Consider the following 12705-nt stretch of genomic DNA (forward strand, 5'->3'; position numbering starts at 1 on the left):
GACCTTTTTAGCAGGGTTTTTTATAAATTTTACTTTAGTTTAAGAAGAAGCGGGTGTCATCCACCGCGTGCGGTGTGATCCAGACTTGTGCGCAGCGCAACAACATTGAACGTGCTGGGGGTTTGGGTTGCAGGGATATACCTACATAAAAATATTCAAGGTTGCTGTGCATGGCACAGTTTTATAGTAGTCCGCAGAGCGAATTTTAGTCTGCAAATTTAAATTTAAAAAGGATAAAAATGATAAAAAGTTATGTTTTAGGTTTTCCAAGAATCGGAGAGAAAAGAGAGTTAAAGCGCGCATTAGAGGGCTTTTGGGCTGGCAAAGAGGGCTTTAGTGAAGAAAATTTGCAAGAGACTGCAAAGACGCTTCGCCAAAGACACTGGAAATATCAACAAGACGCTGGCATTTCAGCCATTAGCGTTAATGATTTTTCATTTTACGACCTAATGCTCGATAACATCATCGCTTTTGGCGCTACGCCTCCAAGATTTGCAAATTTAAGCGGCTTGGAGCAATATTTTGCTTGCTCAAGAGGCAATAAAAATGGCGTTGCGATGGAGATGACAAAGTGGTTTAACACAAACTACCACTACATCGTGCCAGAGCTTAGCAGCGAGAGTAAATTTAGCCTAAAAGCGGACAAAATTTTAAATGAGTACAAAGAGGCGAAGGCTAACGGCGTAAAAGGCAAGGTAAATTTGATCGGCCCTATCACATTTTTGGCTCTTTCAAAGACGACTGACGGCAGCTGCCCATTTAAGCATCTTGACGCGCTTGTAGGCGAGTATAAAAAGCTACTTGAGCAAATTTCTAAGCTTGATGATGAAATTTTAGTGCAGTTTGACGAGCCGATCTTTGTAACAGACAAAAACGAAAGCGACCTTTTGCCACTTATCACAAAGGTTTATAACGAGCTAACAGGCGTTGCAAGTAACGTTAAGATCGTATTTGCGACATATTTTGAGCATGCGATCAAGGCAGTTAGCGAAGTGGCTAAAACTAAAATTTACGGCATCGCGCTTGACTTCATCCACGGCAAGAGAAATTTCGAGGCACTTGAGACTATCAAAAACAGCCATTTGACGCTATTTGCAGGTGTGATCGACGGCAGAAATATCTGGAAAAGCAACATCGATGATAAGGTAAAACTTGTTCGTGAAATTTCAGAAAAAATAGGCGGCAAAGACTTTTATATCGGCACTTCATGCTCACTTCTTCACGTGCCATACACTCTAAAATATGAAGAAAATTTAAACCCTGAGATCAAAAGCTGGTTAAGCTTTGCGGTTGAGAAGCTTGATGAGATCAAGATCATCACAAAACTAGCAAACGGCGAGAAGCTAAATGAGGCTGAGGCTAAAATTTACGAAGAGAACAAAAATGCCGTTAAAACTCGCGCCACTTCAAAGCTCATCCACTCTGAAAGCGTTCAAAAACGCATCAAAAATTTAAGCAAATTTGAGCGTGATGAGAAATTTGAAGATCGCATCAAAATTCAACGCGAAACACTAAAATACGGCATATTACCAACAACAACGATAGGTAGCTTCCCTCAAACGGTTGATCTTCGCGTACTTCGCCAAAATTTCAAAAAAGGCGAGATCGACGCGGCTGCCTATGAAGCAGGCATCAAAAAATATATCGATCACTGCGTGAAATTTCAAGAAGATATCGGCCTAGATGTGCTAGTACATGGCGAGCCAGAGAGAAACGACATGGTTGAGTACTTTGGCGAGCAGATCAGCGGATATGCATTTAGCCAAAATGGCTGGGTACAAAGCTACGGCAGCCGCTGCGTCAAGCCACCACTTCTCTTTGGTGACGTAAGCCGCCCAGAGCCGATGACTGTTAAGTGGATGAAATACGCTCAAAGTATCACAAAACACGTAATGAAGGGCATGCTAACAGGTCCTGTAACTATGCTAAACTGGAGCTTTGTGCGTGACGATCTTCCAAGAAGCGAGGTAGCAAAACAGCTTGCACTTTGTATCTATGACGAGATCGCAGACCTTCAAGATGCAGGCATCAGAGTGATCCAAGTCGATGAGGCAGCGTTTAAAGAGGGCTATCCGCTAAGAGCTGAAAATATCCCAGCTTATGAGAAATTTGCGGTTGATTGCTTCAAGCTTTCAGTAAGCTCGGCTGAGGCAAAAACTCAGATCCATACGCATATGTGCTACTCTGAATTTAACGATATTATTAAGACCATTGAGGCTATGGATGCTGATGTTATCAGTATCGAGACTGCAAGAAGTGGTAACGAGCTACTTAAAATTTTCAAAGCCGTTGGCTACAAACAAGAGGTCGGACCTGGCGTTTACGACATCCACAGCCCACGCGTGCCAAGTGTCGAGGAGATCGTCGCTCAGATCAAAGCTCTGCTTGAAGTCTTGCCAAAAGAGCAACTCTGGATCAACCCTGACTGCGGCCTAAAAACTAGAAAATGGGAAGAGGTCGAGCCAAGCCTTAAAAACATGGTAGAAGCTGTCAAGATCGTAAGAGGTCTATAAAATTTAATTAAAAAGGATTTGAAAAATGAAAAGGATTTTTCTATTTGTAATATTAGTTATATTTGCGTCCGGATGTAGTTCTGGACGCCACTCTATACCACTCAACAAAGGTGCGTATAAGCAAACAAATATCTATAGTATCAGCGAGGCTTTAAATTTAGAAGCTGCCAAAAAAGAGCTAGCAGGCTTTGAAAATGTGAGGCTTGAATTTGGTTCAAATGACCAAAATAAAAGCGTAATAAAGGCAAATGTAAAGGTTCAAAGATTTATCACTGATAGCGGAGAAATAAAGGGTTATTGCCAAGAGGCTTTTGTCGCCGTCATAAAAAGATATATGATAGCTGCTAAAAAGCAAAATGCCGACGTGGCAAATATCGTGAGCTTTTGGCGAGCCGACGCGAAATATCTAAAAGACGAGTTTGTCTGCATGTCGTCAAGAAATTCTGTTGGTGTGGTGATGAGGGCTGATCTAGTTCAAAAGTGAGAAAATGCTAAAAGAAAAAATTTTAAATAAAGAAAAGGGGCTCGTGCTATATGGCCTCACGCCGCCAAAGGCTGAATTTGACGAGGCAAAGCTGCGTGAGATCTCAGAGCGCTGGAGCGGGCGGATAAATGATATCAAGGCCGATGGACTCGTGCTTTACGAGGTGCAAGACGAGAGCGAGCGAAATGATAGCGAGAGGACATTTGAGTTTAGTGGGACGCTAAGCCCAGAAATTTACTATAAAAAGTATCTAAACGTCGCAACACCTAGTATATTTTACCGTGTGGCTAGCGGATACGGCGAGGATGAATTTCGCACAGCACTTAAGGCTCAAAGCTCAAATTTAAACGTACTAGTGGGGGCAACTTCAAGCACTCAAAAGGTGAGGCTAAATTTAGCTCGCGCCTACGAGATCGCTAGCGAATTTAAAGAGTTGACAGTGGGTGGTGTCTGTATCGCAGAGCGCCACGGTAAAAAGGGCGATGAGCCACAAAGGATGCGTGAAAAGATCGCAGCTGGGGCTAAATTTTTCATATCGCAAGCGATCTTTGACGTACAGCTAGCGCGTAAATTTTTAGAGGATTGCGCGGCTGCAAAGATAAGCGAGCCGATATTTCTTACATTTAGCACAGCGGGCAATGCAAAAACGCTTGAATTTATCAAATGGCTCGGAGTGAGCGTGCCAAGCTTGGTTGAAGAGAGGCTAAATTCCAGCTCTGACTACCTAGCTAGTAGCTGCGAGATCATCAAAGAAATTTGGTGCGAGCTAAAGAAATTTGGTGATGAAAATGGGCTAAATTTAAGCATAAACATAGAAAGTGTCATGGCAAAGCGCACCGAGATCGAAGCGAGCCTGGAGCTAACAAAAAACATAAGAGAGTTGGTGTAAAGCCAGCTCTTGTAACAAATTTCTACAAGTTCTTTCTTGATGGTGCAATGGCGCCACAAATCCACACAAAAAAGCCGTTATGATTAGCGATCACAAGCTGTTTTAAGGTCGGTTGCCACTGCTTGTCAAATTTTAAAAACTGCTATAATAAAAACGATATGGCTTTATGTAAGAAATTTGACGAGATATACGAATACGGCAAACTGCTAAGAGAAAAAAGGCGGTGCTTTGGCAAGGCAAATTTATCAAAGCTACCCGAAAAATAGTTGCAGTAAAATAGCCAAACAAGGCAAGAGTTTTTACAAATTTAGACAAATTTGATCCAAAAGTATAGAAATTTAGCTTCAAACAAGATCTAAATTTGACTAAATCCCCTCACTCCACCTTATATCCAGTGCCTCGCACGGTTTTTAAGCAGATAGTTGGTATCTTAGCTCTTATCTCTCGCACGAGTGATCTTATGCGCTCTTGTGACAAGGTTTCGTTTTTATATAGGTGGTGATCTATCTCGTCATAAGTGACGACGTGGGGCGAGTTTTTGCATAAAATTTCAAGCAGCTAGCTCTCTTTTTTGTCAAAGCAGATTTTCTTATACACTGGGAGTTTTTGTCAAAAATTTAGCTCAAATTTAGAGCCTAAAAGCACCTTGCAAAGCTAAAGGCATGAAATAAAAACTCTTCAGGACAAAATGGCTTAATGATAAAATCATTAACCCTAGCGTAGTAAATCCTCTTAAAAACGCTAGTGATGCTAACGCCCCGCAAAAGCATAATGGGAGTGATGTTTTGGCTATCTCTTATAAATTTAGCCAGATCAAGGTTTAAATTTCTTTATCCATTGCCGCGCTCAAAGTCCTTGATGACTGAGCATGCGCTTTTTAGCTGGATCATCCTAAACCCAAAGCGGTAAAGCGATGCATTTAGGATGATATTTTGCTAAAAGCCACTTGAGAGCAGCAAGATCTTCTTCATCAGCCAGCCATGCCACCGCCGACTGGTTTTTTGGCGTCTTTTTCAGCCTTTTGTTTTAAAAATTCCTCTTCGTCTTTTGTAGGTTTGTACTCATCTTTGAAGAATTTTTGCTTAGTTTCGATCCTCTTTTCGATCATCTTTTTATCGTAAATTTTATACGATGGCTTCCAGTACTCAAGGTAGTTTCTAAAACCAGCGCCGTGACCTGCGTCATAGTGGCAGCTTACACATTTTAGCTCTTTAGGGGTGTCAAGAAGCTTTTTGTAGTGCGCGTGCATCTTTTGAGCTTGTGCTGAAGTGTTGTTGCTATCTATCACGTTTGTGTGGCAGCTTGTGCAACCATTGTCAAAGACAAAATGCTCGCGGTTTTTGAGGTTTTTGTGCCAGTCAATCGCACTAGGATCGCCAAAGAAATGCACCCAGCCCTCTAAAATGCCGTTTTTCGCCTTTGTTAGGGCGTATTTTGCGATGTTGTCATGCGGTATGTGACAATCCACACATCTTGCTTTTATGCCAGTTTTGCCGTTTCCGCTGTGGATGTCGTCGTTGTAGGCGATCACCATAGGATCCATCTCGTGGCAAACGATGCAGAATTTATCCCCACTAGTCTCATCAAGCGCATAATGAACTGGCAGAACGACTAAAAATCCAACAATTCCGCTTATGAAGATTATAAGCGCTAGTAATTTTTTTGAAATTTTCATGGTGTTACTCCGTTCATCCATTGTGGCACCTCGTGTTCATGGCACTCAGAGCACATGTTTGTAGATGGTTTGTGTTCGTTGTGGCATTCGTCGCAGTACAAAGTCGGACCATCGTGAACAGAGTTGTGAGGATTTGCCTTTAGAGTATCCATAAATTTTAGCCTCTGGGCTAAGAGCTTTTTACTCTTGTGACAGGATAGGCAGCCAGCGTCGCCGATCGCTTTAAATTTGCTAGGATCATCGCCCTGGTTTTGGTGACAATCAACGCAGTCAAAGCTTAGATGTTCGTGATGAGGTTTGATCTTATATTTGGCTCTTAGCTCATCAGAGACTACTACTTTTGTGACGTTTAGATCGCCCTTTGGCATATCGGCGCCAAAGAGATGAAGCGAAAATAAACAGGCAAAAATAGCGATGAATTTAAGCTTATTCATACCCTTTTCCTTTCTATTAAGATTTTATAAACATCAAATTTCAATTGAAAACTAATATTTTTACTTAAACTTATTTTTATGAAATTATAGTCTTCGCTTGGTTAAATTTACATTAATAATAAATTAGTGCGCCAAAATATAGACCAGTTTTATGAAGTTGAATTTTAAAGAAAAGGATAATTAAGCTAAATAAAAAGGAAAATGAAATATAATCCCAAATCTTTGGTCCCGTAGCTCAGTTGGTAGAGCACTACCTTGACATGGTAGTGGTCGATGGTTCGAGTCCATTCGGGGCCACCATTTTTATATCAAATTCTCCAAAACACAAAAATCAAAAAAAATAAAATTTAAAATATTTTTTGTAACTCTGCTGTTTTTAAATTTTAAGTTAAATCCCTAAAATACGGCAAATTTTTACTAAATTTAACTCAAAAATTTATAACTTCATATTTCTAAAATGTCACAACTGTACCAAAGTACAATAGCTATAAAATAAATTTTTTACTTATAATTGACAACATAAAATACGCAAAGGGGAAAAATTATGAGTAAAGTTAAAGGACTAATAAAATCAATAATCGGCACGGATGCCATCGTCGCAGTTGGTGCTAATGGAAATCAAAGAACTCTAAAAGCAGGCGACGTGATCTATGACAACGAGGTCATAAAAGAGCAAGACGGCGTAAAGGTCGAGGTGCAAGCTGTGCAAACTCAAAATGAAAATGCTAGTGATGAGACTGGCAAAGAGATAGCATCGCTACAAGAGCAATTATTAAATGGTAAAAATATCTCTGATCTTGAAGAGACTGCAGCTGGCGGTACTCAATCAGCAGGTGGAGTAAGTTCGAATGGCGTGAGCCTTGGCGCTGCTGGCTTTGCAAATGGCGGTCATGAGTCAAACATCAATGCAAATTTTGGCAATCTAAGCTCACAAGCAAACGCTAGTGCAGAGGCTTTTACAAATGTAAGTGGTGGCGCAAGCGGGGAGGGCTTTAGTCTTGATACACTTGCAGCTGCGATAGATAATGCATATAACAATATATTGCCGCAGCCACTAGAAGTAACTGTTACGGCAGTGGAAGATAACGTAGTGACTGGAAATGCAGATCAGGTAGTAAGCAGCAACCTTGACATCGAGGGCAATATCTTAGAGCATGAAAATTCACAAAGAACTGGTCTGCATATCACAAATGATAACACTCCAACTTTGGTAGGCAAGGCCACTTCAAACGCTACTATAAGTATATTTGATGGTGAAGGTGAAAATGCACCACTACTTGGCACAACAACTACTGATAATGATGGCAACTGGTCATATACTCCAACTTCGCCTTTAGCTGATGGAGATCATAAATTTACTATCGAAGCTAGCAAAGTAGCTGCAAACGGCGAAGAGCAAAAAGCTACAAGCACGCAAGAGATAACTGTTGATACAGACAATAGCACCTTGTCTATCACAAAAATATCTACTGATGACTTTTCTGACTTGTCACACTATAACACAATGTATGATAGCAATAAACAATACGACTTTTCACCGACCATAGAGGGTAAAGCTGAGCCATTTGCTGATATAAATTTAGTCATCACAAAAGCTGAAGTTGTTTACAATGATGGCTTAGGTAACTCTTGGGTAGAGAAAGGCAACGAAGCTCATGTGGTCGAAGAGCTAAGCGCTAAGGCTGATGCTGATGGCAACTGGAAAGTCGAAAGTAGCGTTTTAAACAATAGAGATTTTGAATACACAGTCCAAGCGTCATCAGTCGATGAGGCTGGCAATAAATACGCTGAGCCTCAAGCAACGACATTTTATATGCCACTTGAGCCTATAACTGTTGCTCCGACAGATCACCTATAATAAATTTAATGTGGAGAGCCTCTCTCCACATACTCTTAAATTTACTTCAAATACTCTTTTACGTCGTACTCTTTGCCAGCGTCGTGATCTTTTAAAAGTTTAGCCACGACTGGGCTTAGAAGGATAATGGCGATTAAATTTGGCACAACCATAAGGCCGTTAAACATATCGGCTAAACTCCAGACAAAATCGACCTTTTGCAAGCTACCTAAAAAGACAAAAACAACAACTAAAATTTTAAAAATTTTAACCGCCTTTGCGCCAAAAAGGTAGCGCACGTTGATCTCGGCGAAGTAGTACCAGCCAATGATCGTCGTAAATGCGAAGAAAAATAGGCAGATCGCTACGAAGCTATAACCGCCAGTTTTGCCAAAGATATGCGACGAGAACGCCTCTTGCACCAAGGTGATGCCAGTAAAGACCGCCTTGCCGTTTTCAAAGCTGATGACGTTTGCGGTTAGCACCACAAAAACGGTTATATTTAGTATGACAAAGGTGTCTATAAAGACGCTCATTATGCCAAGGACGGCTTGATCGACTGGGTGTTTGACATTTGCAGCAGCGTGTGCGTGTGGAGTTGAGCCCATGCCAGCTTCGTTGCTAAAAAGTCCCCTTGCGATGCCGTATCTCATAGCAGCTGCGATGCTAGCTCCAGTTGCGCCACCCCAAGCAGCCGAAGGATCAAACGCAGCTTTAAATATTAGTGAGATCGCCTCTGGGATTTGGTGAAAATTTAAAGCGATGATAACCACGCCAACAACGATGTAAAGTAGCGCCATTAGCGGCACGATCTTTTCAGCGACCCTTGCGATCGCCTTTACGCCGCCTATGAAAATTAGCGCGCAAATGAGAGCCAAAAACGCCCCTGTTAGCCACTGCGGTATGCCAAAAGCGCCGCTAAAGCCGTCTGATATGGAGTTTGCTTGAACCATGTTGCCGATAAAGCCAAGTGCGATGATGATAGCGATAGCGAAAAATCCAGCTAGAAATTTCGCCCATTTGCCCTTTAATCCGCGGCTTATGTAAAAGGCTGGACCGCCTATCGTGTGGCCGCTATCATCTTTTGTGCGGTAAATTTGAGCGAGGCAAATTTCAGCAAAATTTGTAGCCATGCCTAAAAAGGCTGCGCACCACATCCAAAAAATGGCTCCTGGACCGCCCATTATAAGCGCTGTGGTCGCACCCACGAGGTTTCCAGTGCCAACTTGCGCCGCGATAGCGGTTGCTACTGCTTGAAACGAGCTCATGCCAGCCTTGCCAGCAGCCTCGCCGTGAAGTGAGAAATTTCCAAAAAGCTTGCCTAAACCCATTTTAAATTTAAAAATTTGAACAAAGCCAAGTCTAATGGTAAAAAATAGTCCAGTGCCGCAAAGTAGGGCGATAAGGAAGTATGGACCCCAAAGAAATGAATTTATACTTTCAACGCAGTTATTTAAAATTTCAGCAAAATTTGTAGGCATTTTCTTGACTTTCATTGGTGTAGTTTAGAGAGCGAGTATATTTAAAAAAATATAAAATTAGAATAAATAAGAAAAATTTTTTAGCTTGGCTTAAAATTTCGTGCTAGTTTTCGGCTTACTCGCGGAGAACTTGCTTTTACTAGCAAGATTTTACGACCAATATTTTTACGCTCTAAGGCGTTTTTTGATTAATAATTTCTAAATTTATTCCGCAAAGACGGCTTATGAGGACTAAAATTATTTCTTGATTTTTGGATTTTAAAATTAGATTTTTACGTTTTTTAGAAGGCTTTTACAAACAATTCGCTGTTTTTCCTGCGTGGGCATAGCTTGGCAAAACGTATTTGGCTATTGATTTTGTTGAAAATTTTATCAAAGGCGTTTAAAAGGCTTTGACGCTAAAATGCTTAGCCACCTTTGTCAGAATTTGCCTGCCTTTTCTTAACTGGGTTAAATTTACCGCTTTGCGCCGATTTTTTATAAAATTAGGCAAACTAGCAAAATACCTTGCAGACTACCAGTAAGTTTTCTTTCTGGTTTAAGTTTAATGGTAAAATTTTCAGCCTTACCGCGTAATTTTAACGCTATTCTATAGGCTTAAACTGCGTAAAATCCACACCGGTCGCGTCAAGAACCGCACGCGAATAAAAGTAAAAACTATAAAACAAATCATCATCGTAAAAGTGCTCTTCCCAAAGCTCCTCGTCGTTTTCATCGCTTTGCGGCCACAGGTATTTTTCGGCTAGCATATCAGCAAAGCTACCCAGTGGTGTAGTATGATTAATTTTATCGGCATCGCTACAAACCATAAGCATAAACGCGAAAAATTCACCCAGACGGGACACGATAAGCTCTGCCACCTCGTCTTTATCGCCGTTATCAGCGACCAACTTCGCCCGCATAAAAATTCTCGCCAAAAATACAAGTGCAAAAGGCGTAGCGTGCCAAAAAGTACTTTGATGCTCTATTTCTTTAAAAATTTTATCAAGCACGTCACAAGCAGCTTTGGCGTTAAATTTTGCTTCATTGTTATTTGCTGGATTTGCCGTATTTTGTCCGCTATTTGACTTGCTGGTAGTCAAACTTTGCGTCAAATCTTTCTTGCCGATCGCTGCCGAAAGCTGTTTAAAAATTTCTGGAAATCTGCTTGCTCTGCCATAAGTCGTCGTTAATCTACTCCAAGGCACGTCTTCTATCTTTAAATTTGTGATGTATGCTAAATTTTGCCCATTCATCTACATACCTTTAAAATTTACTCTTATGCTTGCCATAAATAAATCTGACAGAGTAAAGCCCAAAAATTAGTCCTTAGATTTTATTTTATCTAGCCATTCATTTAGCGTTTTTTCAAAGCCTATGCCCTTGCTTTTATAAAAAACGAGCGGTTTTTCTAGATATTTTTGTTCAACCCAGCCGCCAAAATCATGCGGATAAAGGTAGTCTTTGCTCTCTTTTGTGTGATTTTTTAGATATGGTGGAATTTTTAAAATTTCTTCGCTTTGCACGTATCTTAGAGCGGCATTTATCGCGTTGTAGCTGGAGTTTGACTTTGGCGAGCTGGCTAGATAGATGGCGCACTGAGCCAGTATGATCCTAGCCTCTGGAAAGCCTATATCTTTTACGATGCTAAGCGTGCTTGCGGCTAAATTTAGCGCATTTGGGTTTGCATTGCCGATGTCTTCGCTGGCAAATATCGCCATCCTTCTAGCGATAAAGTCAGCACTCTCGCCAGAGTCTATGAGCCTTGCAAGGTAGTATATGACGGCGTTTTCGTCGCTTCCACGCAGACTTTTTATAAAAGCGCTTGCTAGCTCGTAGTGTGTGTCGTCCTCTTTTGCTCCCTCTTTTAGGGCGTTTTGGCGAAGTGTTTTTAAATTTTCTAGGCTCACATTTTCATCAAGCGTGACGGCAAATTCGAGTAAATTTAGCATAGCTCTTGCGTCGCCGCCGCTACTTTTAAAAAGATACTCCTTCGCCTCTTCATCTATGCTAAATGAAATTTGCTCTCTGATCTTGCCAAGAAGCTCCTCAAAATCGCCACTGCTAAGCGGTCTAAACTCAAAGAGCATCGAGCGGCTTCTGATGCCTGAGCTTAGCGTAAAAAAGGGATTTTCCGTGCTAGCGCCGATGACTAGGGCTTTGTAGTTTTCCATGGGTATAAGCAGTGCTTCTTGCTGGGTTTTGCTAAGCCTGTGGATCTCATCTATGAAAAAGAGTGGCTTATTTAGGGCGTTTTCGTAGTTTTTTAAAATTTTGCGAAAGTCATCTATCTTTAAATTTCCGCCATCAAACTCGTAAAAGTCGTAGTTTGCGCCGCTTGCCACTGCTCTTGCAAAGCTTGTCTTGCCACAGCCTGCTGGACCATAAAATATGGAGTGCGGTATCTTGCTTGTGGCTATAAATTTTAAAAAGGCCGCTTTAACTGCTTTTTGGCCGCAAATTTCATCCAAGTTTTTTGGTCTAAACATCAGTGCAAGTGAGCTCAAATTTACTCCTTTACCGCTTTTGGCAAAATTTTGGCCTTTGCGCTAAGGCTCTCTATCTTTAGCTCGTAAATTTTCATATTTTTTAGCCCATACTCGGCCGCCACGTCAAAGGTGCTCATCGCGTAGGCGGTGTATTTTTGGCTGAGAATTTTTAAAATTTCATATCTTTTGGCTTCATCTTTCACTTCGTAGGCTCTTGTTTTTGCGATGGCGCTTTTGTATTCAGTCGTAAAGACCTTGCCGCCAAGCGCCTTGCCATCGTCCTTTATCATTTCTAGCTCGCTATCATTTAGGTGTGGGATTTTATTAAAGCTTACGCAGACAAACTCCACTTTTCGCCCATTTTGAAGCAGTTTTGCCTTGCTACCAGCGGTCGCTCCGTGGACAAAAATGCTCTCACCAACCCTAACCGGTGAGATAGGCACGCTAAAAATTTCTCCCTCATCATCCACGCATGAGATCACGCCGTATTCGCAGTTATCGATGATGTTAAGCGCCTCGTCAGGGCTTAGTTCTCTATCTTTTCTCCTCATTTTTCATCCTTTTTTTGCAAAATATTTTAAAATTTAAGTGCTTAAAGGCTAGTATAACGCAAAATTTAAAGGAAAAATATGAAAAAATTTGTCATTTTTGCCCTTTTTCTGGGCGTAAATTTATTTGGTGCAAGCGAGGTTTGCAAGGAGTATGTCAAGCAAAGTAGGCTCTATCTTGACGAGCTTTACGCCAAAGAGAGTAAGAAGCTTGCAGGTGATGAGAAAGCGCTAAGGCTTTTTGAGCTTAAATTTGATGAGTTTAAGCAAAGGCAAACCGGTCAAGAAGCGATGATAATGCAAAATAACGATGAGAAATTTTGCAAAAGCGAGCTAGAAAAGGTAAATAAGCTTCTTTCTGAGCTTAAAAAATAGC

At 41.1% G+C, this 12705-nt stretch carries 14 protein-coding genes and 1 tRNA gene; 8 read left to right on the forward strand and 7 right to left on the reverse strand.

Translation table 11 applies throughout. The annotated features are described in order from the left end of the window. Positions 1–239: 239 nt before the first annotated feature. The 4 genes from metE to CVT07_RS00105 all read left to right on the forward strand — a co-directional run bounded on the left by metE (position 240) and on the right by CVT07_RS00105 (position 4152). Positions 240–2513: a 5-methyltetrahydropteroyltriglutamate--homocysteine S-methyltransferase gene (gene metE / locus CVT07_RS00090; RefSeq protein WP_107936096.1), complete on the forward strand. Its 2274-nt coding sequence runs from the start codon at positions 240–242 to the stop codon at positions 2511–2513. A gap of 25 nt (positions 2514–2538) precedes the next feature. Next, complete coding sequence (locus CVT07_RS00095) at positions 2539–2997, forward strand: hypothetical protein (protein WP_103598897.1); 459 nt, start codon at positions 2539–2541, stop codon at positions 2995–2997. Between the two features lie 4 nt (positions 2998–3001). Continuing rightward, on the forward strand, positions 3002–3886 hold the full coding sequence (locus CVT07_RS00100) for a methylenetetrahydrofolate reductase (protein ID WP_107936098.1): 885 nt from the start codon (positions 3002–3004) through the stop codon (positions 3884–3886). A gap of 122 nt (positions 3887–4008) precedes the next feature. Further along, the gene (locus CVT07_RS00105) at positions 4009–4152 is read left to right on the forward strand and encodes a hypothetical protein (RefSeq protein WP_159071297.1); all 144 of its coding nucleotides are present in this window, start codon (positions 4009–4011) and stop codon (positions 4150–4152) included. 109 nt (positions 4153–4261) lie between these two features. Here the strand turns inward: CVT07_RS00105 and CVT07_RS00110 are convergent, their stop codons facing one another. After that, positions 4262–4444 carry a winged helix-turn-helix domain-containing protein gene (locus tag CVT07_RS00110; protein ID WP_196375759.1) on the reverse strand — a complete coding sequence of 61 codons (183 nt, stop codon included), beginning with the start codon at positions 4442–4444 and terminating at the stop codon, positions 4262–4264. 186 nt (positions 4445–4630) lie between these two features. Between CVT07_RS00110 and CVT07_RS00115 the strand changes: the two genes are divergently transcribed. After that, complete coding sequence (locus CVT07_RS00115; RefSeq protein WP_196375735.1) at positions 4631–4795, forward strand: hypothetical protein; 165 nt, start codon at positions 4631–4633, stop codon at positions 4793–4795. 61 nt (positions 4796–4856) lie between these two features. On the opposite strand, the gene CVT07_RS00120 is transcribed toward CVT07_RS00115, so the two are convergent. Then, complete coding sequence (locus tag CVT07_RS00120) at positions 4857–5561, reverse strand: cytochrome c3 family protein (protein ID WP_103571521.1); 705 nt, start codon at positions 5559–5561, stop codon at positions 4857–4859. After that, complete coding sequence (locus CVT07_RS00125) at positions 5558–5995, reverse strand: cytochrome c3 family protein (protein WP_004317425.1); 438 nt, start codon at positions 5993–5995, stop codon at positions 5558–5560. Before CVT07_RS00125 ends, CVT07_RS00120 begins: the two co-directional genes overlap by 4 nt. A 224-nt stretch (positions 5996–6219) precedes the next feature. Here CVT07_RS00125 and CVT07_RS00130 point away from each other — a divergent pair. Next, a tRNA-Val gene (locus CVT07_RS00130) sits at positions 6220–6295 on the forward strand. 244 nt (positions 6296–6539) lie between these two features. Then, positions 6540–7853 (forward strand): Ig-like domain-containing protein, encoded by a 1314-nt coding sequence (locus CVT07_RS00135; protein ID WP_107936100.1) that lies wholly within the window; start codon positions 6540–6542, stop codon positions 7851–7853. 41 nt (positions 7854–7894) lie between these two features. On the opposite strand, the gene CVT07_RS00140 is transcribed toward CVT07_RS00135, so the two are convergent. From CVT07_RS00140 to CVT07_RS00155, 4 genes are all read right to left on the reverse strand, one after another. Next, positions 7895–9313, reverse strand: a complete 1419-nt coding sequence (locus CVT07_RS00140) for an alanine/glycine:cation symporter family protein (RefSeq protein WP_103645896.1) — start codon at positions 9311–9313, stop codon at positions 7895–7897. 584 nt (positions 9314–9897) lie between these two features. Beyond that, positions 9898–10548 (reverse strand): ATP-dependent DNA helicase RuvA, encoded by a 651-nt coding sequence (locus CVT07_RS00145; RefSeq protein WP_103568687.1) that lies wholly within the window; start codon positions 10546–10548, stop codon positions 9898–9900. Positions 10549–10614: 66 nt separating this feature from the next. Beyond that, on the reverse strand, positions 10615–11781 hold the full coding sequence (locus CVT07_RS00150; protein ID WP_230855745.1) for a replication-associated recombination protein A: 1167 nt from the start codon (positions 11779–11781) through the stop codon (positions 10615–10617). A 20-nt stretch (positions 11782–11801) separates the two neighbouring features. After that, complete coding sequence (locus tag CVT07_RS00155) at positions 11802–12332, reverse strand: pyridoxamine 5'-phosphate oxidase family protein (protein ID WP_107936104.1); 531 nt, start codon at positions 12330–12332, stop codon at positions 11802–11804. A gap of 78 nt (positions 12333–12410) precedes the next feature. On the opposite strand from CVT07_RS00155, the gene CVT07_RS00160 reads away from it, so the two are divergent. After that, the gene (locus tag CVT07_RS00160; protein ID WP_107936106.1) at positions 12411–12704 is read left to right on the forward strand and encodes a hypothetical protein; all 294 of its coding nucleotides are present in this window, start codon (positions 12411–12413) and stop codon (positions 12702–12704) included. Position 12705: the final 1 nt, after the last annotated feature.

The organism is Campylobacter concisus, assembly GCF_003048875.2.
Classification (GTDB): domain Bacteria; phylum Campylobacterota; class Campylobacteria; order Campylobacterales; family Campylobacteraceae; genus Campylobacter_A; species Campylobacter_A concisus_AU.